At 49.3% G+C, this 22,022-nt stretch carries 20 protein-coding genes; all 20 read left to right on the top strand.

Annotated features, from left to right (window positions below; genetic code table 11):
• Positions 1–16: 16 nt before the first annotated feature.
• The 20 genes from G9G54_RS12335 (at position 17) to G9G54_RS12240 (ending at position 22,017) form a co-directional block, all read left to right on the top strand.
• Positions 17–445 (top strand): CBS domain-containing protein, encoded by a 429-nt coding sequence (locus tag G9G54_RS12335; RefSeq protein ID WP_013312792.1) that lies wholly within the window; start codon positions 17–19, stop codon positions 443–445.
• A gap of 121 nt (positions 446–566) precedes the next feature.
• Complete coding sequence (locus G9G54_RS12330) at positions 567–869, top strand: MazG-like family protein (RefSeq protein WP_013312791.1); 303 nt, start codon at positions 567–569, stop codon at positions 867–869.
• A 5-nt stretch (positions 870–874) separates the two neighbouring features.
• Entirely contained in the window at positions 875–1,792 is a 918-nt protein-coding gene (locus G9G54_RS12325; RefSeq protein WP_165178320.1) for a DUF2232 domain-containing protein, read from the top strand.
• Between the two features lie 11 nt (positions 1,793–1,803).
• Positions 1,804–3,792 carry a DHH family phosphoesterase gene (locus G9G54_RS12320; protein ID WP_134902030.1) on the top strand — a complete coding sequence of 663 codons (1,989 nt, stop codon included), beginning with the start codon at positions 1,804–1,806 and terminating at the stop codon, positions 3,790–3,792.
• Positions 3,789–4,232 carry a 50S ribosomal protein L9 gene (rplI, locus tag G9G54_RS12315; protein ID WP_013312788.1) on the top strand — a complete coding sequence of 148 codons (444 nt, stop codon included), beginning with the start codon at positions 3,789–3,791 and terminating at the stop codon, positions 4,230–4,232. The genes G9G54_RS12320 and rplI overlap by 4 nt, the downstream gene beginning before the upstream one ends.
• Before the next feature lie 2 nt (positions 4,233–4,234).
• A complete protein-coding gene (gene dnaB / locus G9G54_RS12310) occupies positions 4,235–5,593 on the top strand; it encodes a replicative DNA helicase (RefSeq protein WP_013373892.1) in 1,359 nt (452 codons plus the stop codon).
• 377 nt (positions 5,594–5,970) lie between these two features.
• Positions 5,971–7,257: an adenylosuccinate synthase gene (locus G9G54_RS12305; RefSeq protein ID WP_029518946.1), complete on the top strand. Its 1,287-nt coding sequence runs from the start codon at positions 5,971–5,973 to the stop codon at positions 7,255–7,257.
• Between the two features lie 203 nt (positions 7,258–7,460).
• The gene (locus G9G54_RS12300; RefSeq protein WP_023991134.1) at positions 7,461–8,285 is read left to right on the top strand and encodes an ABC transporter permease; all 825 of its coding nucleotides are present in this window, start codon (positions 7,461–7,463) and stop codon (positions 8,283–8,285) included.
• 53 nt (positions 8,286–8,338) lie between these two features.
• Positions 8,339–9,370 carry an ABC transporter ATP-binding protein gene (locus G9G54_RS12295; protein ID WP_165178319.1) on the top strand — a complete coding sequence of 344 codons (1,032 nt, stop codon included), beginning with the start codon at positions 8,339–8,341 and terminating at the stop codon, positions 9,368–9,370.
• 98 nt (positions 9,371–9,468) lie between these two features.
• The gene (locus G9G54_RS12290) at positions 9,469–10,638 is read left to right on the top strand and encodes an extracellular solute-binding protein (protein ID WP_025723151.1); all 1,170 of its coding nucleotides are present in this window, start codon (positions 9,469–9,471) and stop codon (positions 10,636–10,638) included.
• Positions 10,639–10,640: 2 nt separating this feature from the next.
• Positions 10,641–11,483 carry an ABC transporter permease gene (locus G9G54_RS12285; protein ID WP_165178318.1) on the top strand — a complete coding sequence of 281 codons (843 nt, stop codon included), beginning with the start codon at positions 10,641–10,643 and terminating at the stop codon, positions 11,481–11,483.
• Positions 11,484–11,514: 31 nt separating this feature from the next.
• Positions 11,515–13,029, top strand: a complete 1,515-nt coding sequence (locus G9G54_RS12280; RefSeq protein WP_165178317.1) for a hypothetical protein — start codon at positions 11,515–11,517, stop codon at positions 13,027–13,029.
• The gene (locus G9G54_RS12275) at positions 13,026–13,493 is read left to right on the top strand and encodes a hypothetical protein (RefSeq protein WP_165178316.1); all 468 of its coding nucleotides are present in this window, start codon (positions 13,026–13,028) and stop codon (positions 13,491–13,493) included. Before G9G54_RS12280 ends, G9G54_RS12275 begins: the two co-directional genes overlap by 4 nt.
• On the top strand, positions 13,486–14,493 hold the full coding sequence (locus G9G54_RS12270) for a CehA/McbA family metallohydrolase (protein WP_165178315.1): 1,008 nt from the start codon (positions 13,486–13,488) through the stop codon (positions 14,491–14,493). Before G9G54_RS12275 ends, G9G54_RS12270 begins: the two co-directional genes overlap by 8 nt.
• 27 nt (positions 14,494–14,520) lie before the next feature.
• Entirely contained in the window at positions 14,521–15,237 is a 717-nt protein-coding gene (locus tag G9G54_RS12265; RefSeq protein WP_165178314.1) for a GntR family transcriptional regulator, read from the top strand.
• A gap of 147 nt (positions 15,238–15,384) precedes the next feature.
• Entirely contained in the window at positions 15,385–16,044 is a 660-nt protein-coding gene (locus G9G54_RS12260) for a hypothetical protein (protein ID WP_165178313.1), read from the top strand.
• A gap of 323 nt (positions 16,045–16,367) precedes the next feature.
• Positions 16,368–17,891: a M23 family metallopeptidase gene (locus G9G54_RS12255; RefSeq protein ID WP_165178312.1), complete on the top strand. Its 1,524-nt coding sequence runs from the start codon at positions 16,368–16,370 to the stop codon at positions 17,889–17,891.
• Positions 17,892–18,122: 231 nt separating this feature from the next.
• Positions 18,123–18,854 carry a response regulator YycF gene (gene yycF / locus G9G54_RS12250; RefSeq protein WP_029518933.1) on the top strand — a complete coding sequence of 244 codons (732 nt, stop codon included), beginning with the start codon at positions 18,123–18,125 and terminating at the stop codon, positions 18,852–18,854.
• Complete coding sequence (gene walK / locus G9G54_RS12245) at positions 18,851–20,680, top strand: cell wall metabolism sensor histidine kinase WalK (protein ID WP_160788382.1); 1,830 nt, start codon at positions 18,851–18,853, stop codon at positions 20,678–20,680. The genes yycF and walK overlap by 4 nt, the downstream gene beginning before the upstream one ends.
• Entirely contained in the window at positions 20,677–22,017 is a 1,341-nt protein-coding gene (locus tag G9G54_RS12240) for a YycH family regulatory protein (protein ID WP_165178311.1), read from the top strand. Before walK ends, G9G54_RS12240 begins: the two co-directional genes overlap by 4 nt.
• Positions 22,018–22,022: the final 5 nt, after the last annotated feature.

Here is a 22,022-nt window from a genome sequence, read left to right as displayed (position 1 = left end):
GGGGGATTCGTTTCTCATGAATATCGCTTTTTTCTTGCTTCCCAAACAGGAAGTTGCTTGTGTAACGGCAGATGCTACTTTACGGCAAACGTTGGAACGGATGGAATATCACCGTTTTACAGCGGTTCCTATTTTGGATAAAGAAGGTAGATATACAGGTACGGTTACAGAAGGTGATCTGTTGTGGCATATGAAAGAGTCCGAGGGGAAAATCACCTTTGAAAACGCTTCTAAGTTCATGCTTAAGGACGTTCCGTTGCGGGTTACGATGAAGCCCGTATCCATTGACGCGAACATGGAGGATTTAATTAATTTGGCGAAGGTGCAGAACTTTGTGCCCGTTGTAGATGATATGGAACGGTTTATTGGCATTGTACGTCGCAGCCAGATTATTGAGTATTGTGAAAAATTTGTGTCCAGGGAATCGCTTAATACTTCAAGCTAAAATAAGCAGCAAAGCTGGTCCGAAAATAACGATTTACCCTACGGGGTAACACTTATTTTCAGAATAGGATATGCTATAATGGAGAATAAAGCTTTTTCAGAGGGGTGTGACTCTTCATCATATGCCTAAAGAAATGGATGTAGTTAAACGGGCCAAGGTTATTGAATGGCTTAAAACAGAGGTGCTTGACCAAGTCTCCCGTCTGTTTAAGGCGATGTGGGAAGGCAGTACAGCCCGCATCGGTGATTGTTTGGCGAGTTTGGTGATGAGCAGTTATATTTTGGGGAGGCGCCTTGGAGTGTCTTACCGTGAATTGGATGATCTACTCATCGACAAGCTAAGAAAGCACAGAAAAGAAGGACACCAGCTGGAGGATTGGTATCAGGACATTTCCGCACTGGAAGAACATATGCGTAAGAGGTGAAAACGTTGAAATTCCGCTTGGCAACTGTAGCATGGAGCGTCATTTATTTGCTTCTGCTGCTGACTCTATTGACACCATTAAGAATCATTACCGTATTTTTGCTGATTGTGCCTGGCGCTGTATTGTTTTCATCGCTGCCTTTCAAAGGATTTCTGGTCCACGTCATACCGGTGCTGTTAATTATAGCGCTACTCGATGTGTATTCGCTGCTCCCTGCCATTTATTTTCTGATTCCTTCAATAATGATGGGACGGATTTATAAAAAGGGAGGACCTGCTTTTCAAGCGTTGATGACCGGGATGGGCGTTATTTTAGCCGAGTTGTTGGTTGTTCTGTTTATCGCTACGTATTCCTTTGGATTTGATCTTTCGCAGTACCTTCGTGATCAGGCTGCGATATCGGCAAGTATTGTACAGCAGGTTTTGAGTGCTAATCCGATGTTTTCAAACATGAATTGGACGGCAGAGGATACGCAGAAACTCGGCACAATGTTGATTGGAAAAATTCCGTATGTGCTGATCGTGACCTCGTTCATATTGGCGGTGATTACGCATGCTTTGGCACGTCCGGCATTGAGCAGTCTCGATGTACCGGTACGCAAAATGAAGCCTGCCCGCGAGTGGAGGCTACCACGCGCACTGATCTGGTATTATCTGCTGGCAATTGTAATTGAATGGATAGCAGGGTCTTCCGATAGCAGCTGGATTCAAATGGTTTCCATTAGTATGCTACCGCTGATTCATGCATGTTTTATTATCCAGACGATTGGTTTTGTATACTTCTGGACGCATAGCCGTAAAATGAGCCCGGTGATTGCGTTGCTGCTGTCGCTCGTCGTTCTGGTGTTCCAGCCGCTCCGCATTATAGGTATTATTGATTTGGCCTTTCCGCTGCGTGAAGCTATTACAAGATCAAAGAAATAGGGTGAACAGTCATGCCTAAATTTCTACAAAAACGCTGGCACGGCTATCAGACGGTCTGGGCGTTTTTACTGCTGCTGGTGCTTGTCATATGTATTTCCATGTACAACTGGGAACTGGGTGTGATAGGACTGCTGCTGTCATTCTTGCTCGGCGGGCTGATGCTGAAGACGGAATTGGATTTTCGTCGGGAACTGAATCAATATATCAGCGGTCTTTCCTTCCGGATCAAGCGGGTGGAAGGGGAAGCGATTAGTGCATTGCCGTTCGGCATCATTTTATACAGTGAAAATCGAACGGTAGAATGGCACAATCGGTTTGCCGGGGAGATGTTCGAGGAGCAATCACTGATTGGTGAGTCTCTTCAAGATTTGTTCCCTCAACTCGCAGGTGCTCTAAGCACCAAGAAGGAAACAAAGGAGCCTGCTCGTGAGCTGAAGGTGGAGCTACAGCATGATGAGCGTCATTATCAGTTTCTGATCGTGCCCGATGAGCGTCTGATATATTTGTATGAAGTCACGGAGTTGGCGGTGCTACGCAAGCAGTATGAAAACGAGCGGTTGGCGCTCGGTATCGTCATGCTCGATAATATGGACGAGGCTGCTCAGGGAATGGACGATCAGCAGCGCACCGCGCTTATTGCGAAGGTGTCAAGCGAGATTACATCCTGGGCTAATCAGTACAATATTTATTTGCGTCGATTATCTTCTGAGCGTTATCTCATTATGCTAAATCATAAAGCGCTTCAGGAGCTAGAGCAAAGTCGATTCGTCATTCTGGATACCGTAAGGGAAATGACAGCGGATTTGAAAGTACCGATGACACTGAGTATTGGCTTGTCCTTCGGTGCAGAGAGCATCAAGGAGCTAGGCGAGCTGGCCCAGTCCAGTCTGGATATGGCACTTGGACGTGGGGGCGATCAGGCAGCAGTGAAGGCGGGACAACGCCTGTCCTTTTACGGAGGCAAGTCCAATGCTGTCGAGAAGCGGACCAGAGTACGTGCCCGGGTCATTGCACATGCGCTGCGTGATCTGATGCAGGAGAGCGATCGCGTGCTGATCATGGGACACAAAATACCGGACATGGATGCGGTGGGAGCGGCCATCGGTGTGTGGAAGGCTGCGGCACTTTACAATGTAGAGGCACATATCGTACTGGATAAATCCAATCCGTCTATCGACCGAATGATGGAGCAGGTAAACAAGGATGAGAAGTTATCGCAAGCGCTCATGACGCCAGAGCAGTCGCTTCAGCTGATGACTGAGCACAGTCTGCTGGTCGTGGTGGACACGCACAAGGCCTCCATGACGATTGAGCCGCGTCTGGTGCAAACGGCTAGTCGGGTGGTGGTTGTCGACCATCATCGGCGGGGCGAGGAATTTATTAACGATTCGGTTCTGATCTACTTGGAGCCCTATGCGTCATCGGCCTGTGAGCTGGTGACCGAGCTGCTGCAATATATCCATGAGAAGGTCCAACTGACACCGCTGGAGGCAACATCACTGTTGGCAGGGATTACGGTGGATACCAAGCATTTTTCCCTGCATACAGGCTCGCGTACATTCGAGGCAGCCGGCTTTTTACGGCGTAGCGGGGCAGATACAGTTATGATCCAGCGCATGTTAAAAGAGGACTTGGATGAATATATTGCTAAGGCGGAAATTATTAAGCATGCTAAAATGATATATGGGCATATCGCAATTGCGGTAACTGAGCCTGGACAGAAAATACCGCAGCTCCTGATTGCTCAGGTGGCGGATTCATTACTCAATATGACGGATGTACTGGCCTCCTTTGTGGTCAGTGAACGTCCTGACGGCCTGGTGGGGATCAGCGCCCGTTCACTCGGACGCATGAACGTACAGGTCGTCATGGAACGGCTAGGCGGCGGAGGACATCTGACGAATGCGGCGGTTCAGCTGGATTGCCCGCTGGAGGAAGCTAAGCGCAGAGTGGTCGACGTGCTGGCCGAAATTGATGGGGAAGAGGGGTTATTTGAATGAAAGTGATATTCATTAAAGATATGAAGGGCCAAGGCAAGAAGGGGCAAATTAAGGAAGTGTCGGACGGTTATGCAGCGAATTTCCTGTTGCCGCGTGGTGTTGCCCGCCCAGCGACAGAAGGAAATATGAAGACGCTGGAAAATCAGAATGCTGCTGAGGAAAAGCGCAAGCAAGAGGAAAAGGAAGAGGCGCAAGCGCTTGGCAAAAAGCTGGAAGAGACAACGGTTCAGCTCAAGGCGAAGGCTGGTGAAGGTGGACGGCTATTCGGCGCGATTACAAGCAAGCAAATCGCGGAGGCAGTAGCTAAAACTGGCATCAAGCTGGACAAACGCAAAATTGAGCTGGAAGAACCGATTCGTACGTTGGGCGTGACTCAAATGACCGTTAAGCTTCATCCTGAGGTCAAAGCTACGCTGAAAGTACAGGTGACTGAAGAATAATTATGGGCGGCGAATTTTTTGATCGGATTCCTCCGCAAAATCTGGAGGCTGAACAGGCGGTTATCGGGTCTATTTTGCTCCAGTCTGAAGCACTGATTACCGCAATGGAGCGGGTGCAGACCGAGGACTTTTATGATAAGGCTCATCAGATGATTTACGAAGCAATGATTGAGCTGGGTGAATCCGGACAGCCGATTGACTTGGTTACGCTGACCTCGAAAATTCAGGACAAGGGACAGCTAGAGGATATCGGCGGTGTCAGTTATCTGGCGAAGCTGGCTCACGGGGTGCCAACAGCGGCTAACGTGGATTACTATGCCCAGATCATTGAAGAAAAAGCGATGCTTCGTCGCTTGATTCGTGCAGCTACACAGATTGTGAGCGAAGGCTATAGCAGTGGCGAGGATGTCGCTGGTATGCTGAGCGATGCTGAGCGCAAGATTATGGAGATATCCAACGGGCGCTCAGGTAGTGGCTTTATTGCCATCCGCGATGTCGTGATGGAAGTGTTTGACCGCGTTGAATTGCTGCATCAGAATAAGGGCAATACGACCGGAATTCCGTCTGGATTTGTTGATTTGGACAAGATGACGGCGGGTTTCCAGCGCAATGACTTGATCATTGTGGCCGCCCGTCCATCCGTAGGTAAAACAGCGTTCGCTCTGAATATTGCGCAAAACGTTGCAGTTCGGGCAAAAGAGACAGTAGCCATCTTCAGTCTGGAGATGTCGGCCGCTCAGCTCGTGCAGCGGATGATTTGCGCCGAGGCCAATCTGGACGCGAACGTCATGCGGACAGGTGAATTTAAAGGTGACGACGATTGGGCGAAGCTGACGATGGGCATTGCAGCCTTGTCAGAGGCGGAAATCTATATCGATGATACGCCTGGCATCACTGTGGCTGATATCCGTGCCAAATGCCGCCGTCTCAAAGCGGAAAAGGGACTGGGTATGATCGTAATTGACTACTTGCAGCTGATCCACGGACGAGGCAAAGCAGGCGAGAACCGCCAGCAGGAGGTATCCGAAATTTCACGGACATTGAAGCAAATCGCTCGTGAGCTTGAAGTGCCTGTAATTGCCCTCTCCCAGCTGAGTCGGGGTGTGGAGCAGCGTCAAGACAAGCGGCCAATGATGAGTGACTTGCGGGAATCGGGTTCTATCGAGCAGGATGCTGATATCGTGGCGTTTCTGTACCGGGATGATTACTATAATCAGGAAACAGAAAAGAAGAATATTATTGAGATTATCATTGCCAAGCAGCGTAACGGCCCGGTCGGTACGGTAGAATTGGTCTTTCTCAAAAATTATAATAAATTCGCTAATTACGAGCGTGCCCATTCGGATGCGTTCGCCGGATAACATATTAGTATCATTAGAAAAGGCTCTTTCGACGCGGATTTCGCGATCTCGAAAGGGTCTTTTTTTATAGAATTCACGTATTTTCATATAAGGAATGAAACTCTCAATTACGAACAATACTATTTTCATGTAATATAATGTTCGCTTTTTATTTGACTTTAAAAAATGGTGCTGTTACACTTATAGTGCTGCTTCAACGCAGTGGGGAGATCATTACGCCCGGGGCTTTCCGAACCTACGGAATGTCTGCGACGGACGTTTTTTCCTGCTGTCCGAGAACGCTCCATATCTGCTCGCTCAGGCGGTTGAAGTCGGATATGCGTAGTGTGTCAGCTCAAAATCAGAGTGTCTGTGGGCACTCCACGGAGGAATGAAACATGTCAACTGTAGTCGTTGTGGGAACACAATGGGGAGACGAAGGCAAAGGTAAAATCACGGACTATCTGGCGGAAAGCGCTGAAGTGGTGGCCCGTTACCAAGGCGGAAACAATGCTGGTCATACGATTCTCATTGACGGTAAAAAGTACAAGCTGAGCCTGATTCCATCCGGCGTTTTTTATGAAGATAAAAAGTGTGTTATTGGCAACGGCATGGTAGTCAATCCAGCCGCTCTTATTGAAGAAATTACTTACATTCATGATAATGGCTTTTCTACGAAAAATTTGGTCATTAGTGACCGTGCACATGTGATTATGCCGTACCATATGACGCTGGATGTGCTGGAAGAAGACCGCAAAGGTCCTAACAAAATTGGTACTACCCGTAAAGGGATTGGCCCTGCTTATATGGATAAAGCTGCACGTAACGGTATTCGTATTGCTGATTTGCTGGATGCAGAGGAATTCGAAAAGAAGCTGCGCCACCAAACGAAAGAAAAAAATCAAGTGATTGAACAAGTATATGGCGGCGAGCCATTGGATGTAGAAGCAATACTGAAACAGTATCTGGAATATGCTGAATTTATCCGTCCTTATGTAGGCGATACGTCTGTCGTATTGAATGATGCGATTGACGCAAATCAAAAGGTACTGTTTGAGGGTGCGCAAGGCGTTATGCTCGATATCGACCAAGGTACGTATCCATACGTTACGTCCTCTAACCCGTCGGCTGGCGGCGTATGTATTGGTTCCGGTGTGGGACCATCCAAGATTCAACAAGTCATCGGTGTAGCTAAATCGTACACAACTCGTGTAGGTGATGGACCCTTCCCAACTGAGCTGAACGATGAAGTCGGCGATTACATTCGTGAAACAGGTCATGAGTACGGTACGGTTACAGGTCGTGCTCGTCGTGTGGGCTGGTTTGACAGCGTCGTTGTGCGTCATGCCCGTCGTGTCAGTGGGTTAACGGGTCTTTCCCTGAACTCGCTGGACGTATTGACTGGCCTGAAAACGGTGAAAATTTGCACAGGTTACAAGTACCGCGGCGAGGTGATTACGCATTATCCGGCTAGCCTGAAAATGCTGGCGGAATGCGAAGCGGTATATGAAGAAATGCCAGGTTGGAGCGAAGACATCACTGGTGTGAAAACGCTGGAGGAACTGCCTGAGACTACACGCAATTACGTACAACGTGTGTCTGATCTGACAGGTATCCCAATCGCTATTTTCTCGGTTGGGCGTAATCGCGATCAAACGAATCAGGTGCTTCCGATTTATTTGTAGGACAAGAATGATATAGCTATTGATACACGTTCAAAGAGAGAGGCTGTTAGCAGCCTCTCTCTTTTTTTATTCTGTGAAGTGTTAAATGGTTACTCCCCCTTTACATAATCTTATCTTCCTTGTCGATTTGTGATAACAAACCCTCTCTATAATCCAAATAGAAAAGAGATTCGGACGTCTAGACGTCTTGAGAGGGATGAATTATGAACTGGTATCTTCGCTCACTCGGCACACGCAAAATTGTGGAATTCATCGTGCTTGTCATTTTCGTCATTTTTTTCCTGGGACCTCTGACCAACCTTCTCCTTTTGGCGGTTTCGGGAAAATGGCAGTATCCTGCACCGCTCCCGCAGAGCTTGTCACTGGAATGGTGGAAGTTTGTACTTACCCAGGATGATGTACTCAGCTCGATTTCCCTATCCTTCCTGATTGCGATTACCGTTACGGTCTGCTCCATTATCGTATGTATTCCTGCTGCTTATGCCTTTGCACGAATTTCTTTCCCGCTCAGTAAGTGGTTTCTTTTCTCATTCCTGCTTACGCATGCTTTTCCGAAAATGGGTTTGTATGTGTCTATTGCCGTACTATTCTACCAATTCGGGTTGATGAACACCTTTGCAGGCATTGTGCTTATCCATATGGTAAACACGCTCATGTATATGACCTGGATTCCTTCCTCTGCCTTCCGCAGCGTACATCGTGCACAGGAGGAGTCAGCGCGGGATGCCGGAGCCGGACCATTTCGGGTGTTTTGGAAAATCACCTTTCCTATGGCGCTGCCCGGCATTGTGGTCGCCTCCATTTTTACCTTTCTTGCTTCACTGGATGAAGCACAGGGGACACTCCTTGTCGGAACGCCGGACTATAAAACAATGCCGGTCATCATGTATTCCATCATTGCTGATTATCCGAGCACAACAGGCGCTGTTTTCTCAGTCATTCTTACCCTACCAACGATCATTCTGCTATTGGCAGCCAAGCGTTTTGTAAGTGCCGATGTACTGGCAGGCGGATTTCAGGTGAAATAACGTAATTGGTCAAAAGAGGAGTTTGTAAAATCCTGAAAAAGGAGCCTAAGCTAATGCCCATTCAATTATCCATTCAAGAGTTAACCAAGCGCTTCAAGACAGGAGACGGAGTCAAAGGCATTTCACTTGACGTGATGAAGGGAGAGCTGGTGACACTGCTGGGACCTTCCGGCTGTGGTAAAACAACCGTGCTTCGCTCCATTGGCGGCTTTTTGGACCCGGACAGTGGCGACATTCAGATTCAGGGTAAAAGCGTACTCAAGCTGCCGCCCGAAAAGCGTCCGACGGCTATGGTGTTCCAAAGCTATAATTTGTGGCCGCATATGACCGTGTATGACAACCTGGCTTTCGGGTTGAAGATTCGAAAGGTGAAGAAGACAGAGATTGACCGTCAGCTGAAGGAAGCGCTAGCGCTGGTTCGGCTAGAGAGCGCAGAGCGTAAAACGCCGGGACAGCTCTCGGGAGGTCAGCAGCAGCGGGTAGCACTCGCTCGGGCTTTGCTGCTAAAGCCTGATGTATTGCTGCTGGACGAGCCCTTTTCCGCGCTTGATGCCAAATTGCGTATGGAGATGAGAGAGGAGCTGCGCGATATCCAGAACCAGACGGGGATGACGATGGTGTTCGTCACCCATGATCAGGAGGAGGCGCTGTCCATTTCCGACCGCATCGTCGTTATGAATGCGGGCCGGATTGAGCAGCTTTCTTCACCGCAGGAGATCTATGACAAGCCACAGTCACTTTTTGTAGCAGGTTTTATTGGCCGGATCAATTTATTAAAGGGGGTGAGTACAGGTCGCAGTGTCTCTGTGAGCGGAATACCGTTTGCACAAGAGTATGAATACACGGGTGAATCCATGGTTGGTGTAAGGCCAGAGGATATTGTTCTGACGACGGAAGAAAAAGGTTCTCTAGCCGGAACGATCAGACAAGTGATGATTCTCGGGCATTATGCGGAAGTTTCGCTGGATAGCGGTACCCATCATCTGAAAATGTTTGTGCCGCGTGAACGAGCGACCGAGCTGCGCAGTGGAGAGCACATCAGATTCAGCTTCAGTAAAATTGTTACTTTTCCAGCAGCACAGTGAAGATTCACGATCAACCTCTATATCGCATCAATGTCCATCACGAACGCATCATCTGGTGATGCTGCGAACTTGTGCAACTATCTAAAGGAGGCAACAACGTGTTTGGGAAAAAGAATATGGGTCTGGTTTTGGCAGGGGTACTTAGTTTATCGTTGTTGGCTGGCTGTGGAAACGGCGGTAATGCCGCTACGGCTACAGGGGAAGCCAAGTCTACCAAAGCGGGAGCCGCTACGGGAACGACGGAAATCTCCCTGTACACTGGAGGGTCTCTGAACGTCAAAGAGCTGTGGGAAACGTTAATCAAGGACTTTGAAGCTAAAAATGATCACGTTAAGGTCAAACTGGTGTATTTGCCAGCAGGAACCGGAGGTGCATCTACACTGGACCGTCTGATCGCAGCCAAGAAAAGCGGACAAACCGATACAGATATCGACCTGTACGAAGGCAGTCTGGATGACATCACTAAAGGGGTAGGCGAAAAACTGTGGGAAACGGTGGACGCTGCCAAAGTTCCAAATTTGAAGAATGTGGATGAAACGTATCTCAAGCAAGTCAACAATCAGGCCATTCCATACCGTGCTTCTTCGGTTGTCCTTGCCTATAACAGTGCAAAAGTAGCGACACCTCCGAAAACAGCCGACGAGCTGTACACGTGGATTCGCCAGCATCCGGGCAAGTTCGCCTATAATGACCCGTCCACAGGTGGATCAGGCAGCTCATTTGTGAACACGGTTATCTATAATTTCCTTCCGCCAGAGGCGATGAACAGTGATGATCCGGCAAATATGAAAAAATGGGATCAAGGTTTTTCACTGCTCAAGGAACTGGGCCCTTCAATGTACCAAAAAGGAGTCTATCCTAAGAAGAACCAAGGCACGCTTGATATTTTGGCAAGTGGAGAGGTAGACATGGTCCCAGCCTGGTCTGATATGGCGCTCGAACAACTGGCAAAAGGGCTGCTTCCAGACACGGTGAAGCTGACACAGATCGACCCTGCTTTTACAGGTGGCCCCTCTTATCTGATGGTTCCTTCACTTTCCTCCAAAAAAGAAGCAACCCAGGAATTCTTGAATTATATACTGACGCCCGAAGCGCAAACGGTGGTTATTAATAAAATGTATGGCTATCCAGGGATTAAGTGGAATCTGATGCCAACGGAGCTGCAAGAGAAATTCAACAGTGTATCTTCTGGATACCGCAGCTTTAACAGCGGAGAGCTTCAGCAGGAAATCTACAAACGCTGGCAAAGTGAAGTAGCGGGCGGTTGAGGATGAGTTCATTGTCCAAAAGGGGGATGCTGGGGCTTGCTCTGGTCATCCCGTCTTTTCTCATTTTGCTGGTCGTCGTTATTATTCCGATTCTCTATGCCGTGAAGGAAAGCTTGATTGATCAATATGGAACGGGCTACGGTCTGGCCAATTATATTCGGCTGTTCACGGAACCTGCCATGCGTAGAAATATCATGTATACCATTAATGTCACGTTAGTCTCGACGGCCCTTACTCTGGTCATCAGCTATGCTTTGGCGATTTATCTGAGATTCGGCAAAGGAGTTGTCGTGAAGTGGATAGGCCGCTTGTATTTTATTCCGATGTTTGTTCCCGGTGTAATTGCAACGTATGCGATCATTACAATGTATGGCAATCACGGTTGGGCCGCACGTCTTTTGCTGCCGCTCGGCATTGAGACGATTCCGAGGATTATTTATGACTACAAAGGGCTGGTGCTGGCTAATTTGTGGTTCAACATTCCGTTCGCAACCATGCTGCTGAGCTCGGCACTTGCCAGTATTCCAAACGCTGTCGTCGAAAGTGCCAGAGATGCCGGAGCCAGCACGATGCAGCTGTTTGGTCGCTTTATTTTACCCCTTTCCTACAAAACGATGTGGGTTGCGGTGACCTTCATTTTCATGGGAATCATGGGAAGCTTTACGGCTCCCTTCCTGATCGGTGCCAACTCACCACAAGTGCTGGGTGTTGCGATGCAGCAGGTGTTTTCCAGCTATCAGGAGACGCATACGGCCAGTGCAATGGCAGTGTTTATGTTTTTACTGTGTTCTTTTATGGGCTACTTTTATATTCGGACAATGGTGAAAGATGCGGATGCCAGCTAGACCGCCGTTATACACTAAGGAGGTTACAGGGATGAACAGCCAAGCAGAGGTGCAAATTACCGGGTTTAGTGGGCGAGTATGGGAAAAGGATCTGCTGGATTGCGGTTATCGGATTGCCTTACACAAGGCGGAGGTTGAGCTCAGCCCGGGAAACGGGTTCCGGTTTAGGTTCTCCATGCCAGAAGACGGATACGCGGAGCTTGATCTGTTCGCCAGATCAGACAGTGACTGGGCTGCGACAGATCGAGAATCTGCCTTCGTACGCCTCTACCTGAATGAAGCCTATAATCAAGATGTCATTTTGTACTATGGCAGCAATCAGGGAGTATATACCCGTTTGTTGGGATATCTAAAAGAAGGCGATTACGAGGTCTATGCTGAATTTCGCGAACTGGAATCGGCTCCGCTTGTATCTCGAGCATGGATCGACGGGGTTGAACTGCGCTGCGTGGCTGATTCCTCTCCAAGATCGCTGATTTACCGCCATACCCCGCTTTTATATGGCCGCAATCTGTCACATCCCTATGAGAATCGCTTTACGGATACACCGCTTGTTTTGTTCTATTCCATAGAAGTGAACGAGGGGAAGACGGTCATCGAATACCAGATGATGTTCAGCCATGAAGATGAGGGAACGCCCGCGCCGCTGCTTATGAGCAAATGGGGAAGAACCACCGATATCGAATGGATGTACCGCGTAGAGCTAGATGCAGAGGACAATGTTCTGGAAGCCGTTTTCCAGGGGGCACATCATATTACGACTGCGTTTAATGGGAATTATGATCTGGGCGGGCATCCTGTTCTCCAATCCGCAACAACCAACGGAAACTTTAAGGATGACATTTCATCGGACTATCGTTTTATGCTGCCGCCTGCTTTCCATTGGAAACCAGAGGAAGAGCCGCGTGAGGCGGTCATGAGCCGTTTTCCTTTTGCCTATCAGGTCACTGGGTGGGAGATGGAACGTCAGCAGGAGCTGGAAATGCCATCACAAGCGTCTTCCATTACACTTGCACACCAGCGTAGCTATGTGTTTATCCAGACTTCCAAACGTCCCTTGCGGGATTCAGGCAGAGAATCGGCTCCAGCGTCCAGACCTGGCTTCAATCGGCGCGAGGAAGATGCCTGTGTCGATGTTCAGCTTCGCCTTCACGGCTCGGAGCAGTGGTATTCATCGTGCCATCATGATCTGAGACTCGGAGATTTTAGAGCCGCTTATGAGGGGGCAGAGTCACATTTTTCTACCACGATCAAGCTGTCTGGAGAGGCTGTGCTCGAGGATATAGCTGAAATCAGAGCCGTATTGCTTGAAGGCGGTGCGGACAGCATGGAAGTAGCCGGACTGTGTGCTTTTACGTTAAACGAGGATAATCTCCCGCAGTTTCCGGGTATTCGTACAGACCGGGTGATTAAGCTGATGCGGCTTCAACCCGTGGGTGTTTTATGGGCGGCAGACAAAGACATGTCAGGTGATGAAGAACATCCTGTGAATGATATGGTAAAGCATGTTGTGGATGAACTGTCTAGCCAGGATGGGGAGTCATGAGCAGACTACTGTATGTGGAAGGAACGGTCGACAGAACCAGCACCCAGAGCCATATTACGTACTCCTTCCATATTCCACAGATGACTGAAACGATTCGTATTCACTTCTCTTACACGCCCAAGTTATTGGAGGATCAAGAGCAAGCACGAGGAATCATTGAGGAAAGCATGAGCAAATACGGATACGACGAGCCGGGGCATTCATCCGATCTATGGAAGAAGTATGTACCGCTGCAAAATTTATTAACGCTGTCTGTCGATGATCCTCTCCGTCACCGTGGAAATGCGCACCGTCCCGAGATGCAGCAGGAGCATTGGCTCGGTTCGTCTGCGGCCTCGCCGGGATTCCTCGCAGGAGATCATCCGGCGGGCATGTGGCGGATTACGGTCAGTCTGCATGCCGTTGTGACCGAGACGCTTGCCTACCAAATTCATGTATTGGGGGAGGAAGCAGCATATGCTTAAATGGATTCCAGCTGAGCTTCACACCCATACGCTTCACAGCGACGGAAAGCAGACGCTGGAGGAGCTTGTTCAAAGCGCAGTGAATCTGGGACTTGAATGCATCGCTATGACGGATCACAACACGCAATCGGCACTTGCGGATCAGGAACAGGTTCAGCGGCAGTTTGGTCTCCCGATCATTTCAGGGATGGAGTGGACGACCTTTTACGGGCATATGCTGACGCTTGGGGTTGACCGCTTTATCGACTGGCGTGTGCTGGGACCAGATGACATCCATGAGGGGATTCGGCAGGTGCATGAGCAGGGAGGCATTGCAGGGATTGCCCATCCGTTCAGGATCGGAAGTCCGATCTGTACGGGGTGCTTTTGGGAATACACGATTCAGGATTGGCATGAGATGGATTATATAGAGGTCTGGTCAACGCTTATGCCATCTATTAAGCGGGATAGCCAGCGGGCGTTTGCCATGTGGACCGATTTGTTGAATCAAGGGTATCGCATCACTGCGGTAAGCGGTCGGGACTGGCATGTGTCTAAACCGGATGATGCACTTCCGGCTGTTACGTATCTGGGGGTTCATGATGAAGCAGAAGAGCGAGAAGGTTTAGCAGGCCGGTCAGTTGAGGCGATTCGCCAAGGTTCAGTGTCAGTTACGATGGGACCGTTACTGACGATGTGGGCACAGATTAAGGGCAGAGAACATCGTTATCATATCGGCGAATGTATAGAGCTGACTGTAGAGGATTCACTATCTGTGACGGTTCAATTGGATGTGGAAGCAAGAGCAGCCCATTACAACCTCAAGCCTCAGAATCTTCGTCTTCTGCTGACAAGTAGTCTTGGAATATGCTCCGAGATTCAGATCCCTGCTCAAACTGGAGAATATACGCTGTCATTGCAAGATCCGCTAGGAAAGGGCTGGATACGAGCCGAGCTATACGGCTGCATGGAAGACTGCGTGATGATGATTGCTTTTACGAATCCGATTTATATGGATTAACACAATAGAAAGGCTGGGCTTCGGACGGTGTCAACAAAACAAGAGAACATAAAGCAGCGTATAGAAGAATATATGAAGGTTAATCAAATGGGTCCGGGGGATCGTCTGCCGTCGGAAACTGCACTTTCCCAATCGTTTCGTGTCTCGCGTACGACGCTACGGGGAGCTATTCGCCAACTGGAATCGGAAGGTAAGCTACTAGTAAAACACGGGAGTGGCACGTTTGCGACTTGCCCGCTGCCGAGTATTCCAAGCTCGCTGGACCGCCTGTACAGCATCGGGGACATGATTCGTTCGGCAGGGCTACGGGAAGACGAGCAGCTGGAATCCATTCAGAGAATTTCGGTTTGTCCTCCTGATATTGCCGAACAGATGAGATTTTCCGAGAATGAGCCCATGATTGCTCTAGAGCGTACACGCACTGCCAACGGAGAGGCTGTAGCCCACTCTATAAACTGGATGCCAGAGAAATTAGCCGGTCCCATTCTGGAAGGTGACTCTTTTTCAGGCTCGCTTTTTCAGAGTCTTGAGTTCAAGGCGGGGGTGCGAATCGTCGGAGCGTATTCCGAGCTTACCGTTCCCAACTATGACGACGCACATATGACACGTCTGCTGAAGCATCCGCAGGCTACGGTATTACTATTGAAGCAGCTTCACTATGATGAAATGAACAGGCAGGTGCTGTATTCTCTGGATTATGTCCGCAGTGACATTTTCCGTTTCTGGGTGCGTCGTACGCGCTGATTCAATCAGAATGTGGCATCTCCTATTGAATTGTGCTAGTTTTACATATTCCATGGGTTAAAAATCGTCATATCTCGTCAATACTGATCTATATGCACTTCATGATGATACACACATGGCAGGATGCGTATAAGGAGGTAACGGGATATGAGGTGGTTTGGATGGCTGCTCAAAAAAGGAATGACGGTCGTGTTGGTTAGCGCACTAACGCTGGCAGTGACAGGTGTAGTCGTTAATGCTTATGTTCAATCGCTGCTGCGGCAGTTTAACATTCAGCTTGATCATCAGCCCATATGGGGATTGGGTTGGCTAAAAGGCAGCGCTGGCACTGACCAAAGCACAGACACGGGGAAGAACAAGACGACAGGAAGTGGCTCGGGAAGTGTAACACCGCCTGATGATGCGTTGCCTGTCATGGGACAGGGCTTAGAAGAAAGCGGAAGTGAGGCTGGTGGGGCAGCCAATGGCAAGGTGTCTCAGGAGGGGGCCACGTCGGCGGGAACATCAGGCAATGAGTCTCGGAAGCAGGCAGAAGGTACAACAGCTACACCTGAAACAAGTATTGAAGGCCATGATTTGGTTATTACGCCTGACCATTTGACGGAGAAGAAGAACAATTTACCAGCGGCACAGAAGCAGGAGATTTTTGCGATTCTGATGAATAAGCTGCCGCCGGAGGAGATGCAGAAGATATCAGCTGCGATGGAAGGCGGTCTCACCGAGCAGGAGCTTCAGGATATTCAGCAGGTGCTTGCGAAGTATTTGACCAAAGAGGAATATAACAAGCTGATGGATTTGCTTAAATGAGTATTTTGCAAAATCCTGAATAAATAACGATGAATTCAGGGGCAATGCTTATGCTCCAAATAGGACTGTAGAATCCGCGCCATGCGCGGATTTTTTTGCGTGTCAGGAAGTAATTGGGGTGTAGTTGAATTCTTTGTAAAGGCTATGTTAAAGTAAACAGTGTTGTGAAAAGGTTAAATTTTTGAAACCTTTTACGCAACTATGCAATGGTAGATAGCGACTAATATCATAGATACTTGTGAATACAGGCTAGATTCATAGTGTCAAAGACTAATAATGAACGCATTTATATAGAGATAAGATATGCTGAAAAGGAGAGAGTCATGAAGGTTTTGAAGGAGCAGGATTCACCAGACAGCAGGAATGCAGCTTCAAACGTTGCAGATAAGTCTGCTGTGGAAGCGGGGAAAATAGCAAAGTGGTGGAGCGGTCGGAGAAAATGGCTGAGCTGGACGGCAGGCGGTGTGGTGATTGCAGGCAGTCTTATTTTTGCGAGTAATCAGTATGTCGGGGCTAACACAGTTCCTTATTATAAAGTGTATGTAAAAGGCGTCGAGGTCGGAAATATCTTGAATGAGCAACAACTTAAACAGCTATACGCAACGAAGAGCAAACAGTATAAGGATAAGTATCCCGGCGTCGATATGGTGCTCAATACGAGCGCGGTAACGACAGACATTGAGAAGGCATATAAAGCGGATATCGACAGCGCAGCTACGCTGAAGAAGCTGGATGGTATGTTGACAGCGTATGCCAAAGGGGTAGAAGTGAAGGTCAACGGTCAGACGGTTGGCATTGTAAAGGACAAAGCGACTGCACAGGCGGCTTTAAAGCAAGTACAGAAGAAGTACACACCTGTGGGTGAGGGTACATCTACAGGCATCAAGGGGCTGGTTCGCAAAACATCTGTGGGCAGTAGTCATGCGAGTGCTAGTACTAAAACCCCTAAGGCATGGCTGGAGTCTGCCAGTATCCGTGAGAAAATCGCGTATGAGCCTGTGAAAGCAGACCCGAACAAGGTGCTGACCGAGGCTGAAGCAGTCAAAGTGTTGACTGAGGGGCGTGAGGCTCCTATCACGTATACAGTGCAAGAAGGCGATTCTTTGTCGTCGATTGCAACTAAATTTAATATGACCGCTTGGGAGATTAAGCAGAACAATCCCGGCTCGCGTGAGCTGTATTTGCAAATTGGAGACGAATTGAAGCTTACTGCTCCGAAGGCTCCGGTTACGGTGCGAACAGTAGAGAAGGTCGTCGAACAGATTGCCATCGAGCCTGAGGTTGAGATTCGCCAGAGCGATGAACTGAAGGCAGGAGTTACCAAAGTGGTCAGACCGGGACAAGCAGGTCTTAAAGAGATGGACTATCGTTTGACCAAGGAGAACGGTGAGGTCGTGCAAGAGGAATGGCTCGGTCAAAAGGTGCTGCAGCCGTCTGTTACTGAGGTGGTTCTTAGAGGAACGAAGGTCGTGGGAGAAGGCTCAGGACAGTTCGCTTGGCCGGTGTCCGGCGCATCGATGTCAAGTAGCTTTGGCGCACGCTGGGGACGTATGCATGAGGGTGTCGATTTGGTCGGTAGTGCTGACATTCGCGCATCAGATGAAGGCGTGGTAACATTTGCAGGTCAGCAGAATGGATACGGTAATGTCATTATGATCGATCATGGCAACGGCTACCAAACCGTGTACGGGCATTTGAGCAGCATTGGCGTTCATGTAGGACAGGTGGTTCAGCAAGGCGAGTCGATCGGGGTCATGGGGAACACAGGGCGCTCGACCGGGACGCATCTGCATTTTGAAATTCGTAAAGATAATACGCCACGCAATCCAATGACGTATTTAAGATAGGTTGGATGTTTATACCGAGAGTTACATGATTTATGAGGATCAATGAGAAAGGCCATGTTTTTCTGCATGCTTAACAGTAGGTGCAGGCATGGTTTTTTTCTGCGTAAAGAAAAGAGTCTGGAGAAGTAATGGAATGGCGCACGGGTATGATAGAATAGAATAAGCATCTTATAGGTACTGACAAACGAAAGTTATTATAGATTATGATCCGTGAAAAGAGGTGAAAGCTGTATGCAAGGAACGATTCTGGTAGTGGATGATGAACAGCCCATCGCTGATATTTTGAAATTTAATTTGGAAAAAGAGGGCTACCAGGTGATTTGCGCCTTCGATGGAATCAGCGCGGTGGATATTGCAGTCAAGCAGCAGCCTGACCTGATCCTGCTGGACCTGATGCTGCCGGGCATGGACGGCATGGACGTATGCCGAGAGGTGCGCGGACATCAGCTCCAGACGCCGATTATTATGCTGACCGCCAAGGACGGCGAAATCGACAAAGTGCTGGGGCTGGAGCTGGGCGCGGACGATTATGTAACAAAGCCGTTCAGCACACGGGAATTGCTGGCACGGGTGAAGGCACAGATGCGCAGACAGCAACGCGGCAGGGCAGATGCGTCGGAAAGCCGACCGCAGGAGGATAAGCAGGGGCTGCGCGTGGGCGACCTCTTTTTTGATACGGATATGTATACAGCTTACAAAAACGGAACACCGCTTGACCTGACGCACCGCGAATATGAGCTATTGCACTACATGGCGAAGAATGCCGGAAAGGTCATGACGCGGGAACATTTGCTCCAGGCGGTATGGGGCTTCGAATACTACGGGGATGTGCGGACAGTGGATGTGACCATTCGGAGGTTGCGCGAGAAGATTGAGGAGAATCCGAGCAAGCCGGAGACCATCCTGACGCGCCGTGGCCTTGGATATATCGTGAGCGGGGGCAAAGGTGGCCTGCGGGCATGAGATGGCTGTCTTTCTTTCGTACCATTCATGCAAAGTTGATTATTATCTATGTGCTGCTGATCTTGGTGGCTATGCAGCTGATAGGAGTCTATTTTGTCAGCTCGATGAAGAACTCCCTCACGAGTAATTTTACGCAGGATCTGCAAGCACGGGCGGAAATGCTGTCCGTGCTGGCGGAGCAGGATCTGAGTGGCAGTGATGGCAAAATGGAAGAAGACAGCGTGGAAAGCCTGCGCGCACGCGTGAATAATTTGTTTGATTTCAGCGGTGCGGAAATTCAGGTGCTGGATGCCAGCGGCAAAGTGTTGATTACTTCCCAAGGCTCACACGCCGATTATGTCGGACGCAAAAATACGCAGACAGTGGTCAGCCGCGCACTCCAAGGTATCCGTGATAACGAGGAATACATGGTGGACGAGGATAATGTCCGCAAGAAGGTCGTCGCCAAGCCTGTTATCAGCCAAGGCAAGATTGTCGGCGCGGTGTACATCGCCGCTTCGATGACCGAGCTCTACGATACGATGAAACGCATTAACAATGTGTTTCTCTCAGGTATGCTCATTGCGCTGGCGCTAACGGCTGTGCTGGGCGTGGTATTGGCCCACACGATTACGCATCCGATTAAGGTGATGACACGTCATGCAACAGAGGTTGCCGAAGGCAAATTCGATCAGCAGATGCCGGTGTTTGGGGATGATGAGATCGGCAGGCTCAGCGTGGCCTTTAACTATATGACAGGCCGTCTGCGTGAGGCACTGTCTCAAAATGAAGAGGAGAAGGAGAAGCTCTCCTCCATCTTGACCAATATGAGCGACGGTGTGGTCGCTACTGATGACAATGGCCGGGTCATTCTGGTCAACCGCCGGGCCAGCGCCATGCTGGGCGTGAACGAAAACGAAATGACCGGCAGGCATATCGCGGTACTGCTGGGGATCGACCCGGAAGAAACCGAGGCCCTGTATAGCGGATCTTCGGCCTCCACGCTCTTGCAGCTGGAGCCAGCCGGTCAGGATGAACCCATCGTCATCCGTGTGACATTCACGCCGATTCATCGGCGGGAATTTGGCATTACGGGAACGATTGCCGTGCTCCAGGACGTGACGGAGCAGGAGGAGATGGAGACGACACGGCGGGAATTCGTAGCGAATGTATCACATGAGCTGCGCACTCCGTTGACGACCATCCGCAGCTATGCTGAGGCGCTGGATGACGGCGCGATGGCTGAACCGCAGCTCGCGGAGCGCTTTGTAGGCGTGATCCGCAACGAGACAGAGCGTATGATCCGGTTGGTTACGGATTTGCTGCATCTGTCACGGCTCGATTCCAATGAGGCACCTTTGCGGATGCAGCCTGCCGATGTGATGGAGATGCTGGACGAGGTCGCAGATCGGTTTTCTTTTCAAATGAAGCAAAAGCACATTCGCTCAGGGATGTTCGTAGAGCAGGGAATCGGTAAAGTCGTGATCGACCGGGACCAAATTGAGCAGGTGCTGGATAACCTGATGTCCAATGCGTTGAAATATACGCCAGATGGCGGGAGTATTCGGATTGAAGCTCGCCGCAACAGTGAGGGAATGCTGTCCATTTCGGTACAAGACACCGGAATTGGTATTCCCAAAAAAGATCTGGACCGGATTTTTGAACGGTTTTATCGTGTAGATAAGGCGAGATCGCGCAATATGGGTGGCACGGGACTGGGGCTGTCGATTGCCCGGGAAATTGTAAAGGCGCATGGGGGCCAGATTTTTCTGGAGTCGGAATACGGTCAGGGAACCTGCACGACCTTTACGCTACCCATGTCGAGTGAAGGGAGGGAAGCACAGTGAAGGAACGTTTGAAATCCTGGACGCTTATTTTGCTGGTTGCTTCCAGCCTGGTACAGACTTATTTTTTGATTTACCGCCTTCCAGGCAGTGATTCTGTACTCACTTCAGAAACGAACTATGTCAAAACCGAAAGCATGGGGCAGGAGAAAAAGATTGAGAACCTTGTGTTTCCTGATAAAATGCTCATTCACCAAGGTGAGAAGAAGCATACCGTTTTTTATCCGGGTGTTACTTTTTACGATTTAATTTATACACGGCTGGAAAGCCGGAGCTTTAACAACTTCCAACGTCGAAGTATCCAATCGGCGGACTGGGCGCAGATTCGCAGCGAAAATGAAGGCCTCGAATTATCCTTTTCAGGCGGAGTCCCGGTTTCATTACTGGAACGGGTCATGCGTCTGACGCCGGATTCGGTGTTTCAGGGAGAGACGATTAACCGCATTTGGATCTATATAGACGAAAAAAATGCCAAGCCACACGCGCTTTTTTTCAGTGCTAGAGGCGATGTGGTGTATGAGGCGAACCAGTTCGACATGACGGTAGAGGACATTCGGCAGCATGTGAATTTCGGTGAAAATGCCCCGTTGTACGAGCTGGTGGATAATCAGTACTACATTCCCGTGAATGACCTGGAAACTGTGCAGCCTGTGGTGTATGCCGGGTTGTTTACGACGGAGCAAATGCAGCGGAACTTGTTCTTCGATCCGGGGATTACGCGCAATATTCAGGAGAAGGACGGCTCACAAATTTACACGGACAGCAAGCGTAGTCTGCAAATCAAGCAGGAGCAACGATGGATGAGCTATACCGATCCCAGTGCGCCAGGGGCAAGTGGAAGCAGTCCAATTAGGGATGTGCTGGCCGCAGTTGATTTTGTGAATCAGCATGGCGGTTGGGATGCTTCGTACCAAATGAAATTAAGAAGCAGCGATGAAAATCGAACGACTGTGTTGTTTCAGCAGTATTATGGTGCTTATCCGGTGCTGGACACACCATCGTTCCGCTTTGGTACAATTTCGCTGCAAATCCAGCAAGAAACGGCTTCTGTCTATGAACGTTCGCTACTGTATCTCAAGGGAGGAGAGCAATCCTCGAAGAAGGTTATGCTGCCGGGTGGCGAGCCCTTGAAGAAGCAACTGGAGACTGTAAGCAAAGGGAAAACGATTCGAGATCTGACTCCCGTATATCAACCGGAGCTGACCAATGATGGACTGAAGCTTGCTCCTGAATGGCGCGTTACGCTCAGTGACGGTTCTGTTGCAGAAATTCATGCTGTTCCTGTAACAACAGCATCCAACACAACACAAACGAAGCCAGACCGGGAGACAAAGAGGTGACAGGA

The organism is Paenibacillus sp. EKM212P, from assembly GCF_011066115.1.
Classification (GTDB): Bacteria; Bacillota; Bacilli; order Paenibacillales; family Paenibacillaceae; genus Paenibacillus; species Paenibacillus polymyxa_B.
This window is presented reverse-complemented; position numbering and strand designations above follow the sequence as displayed.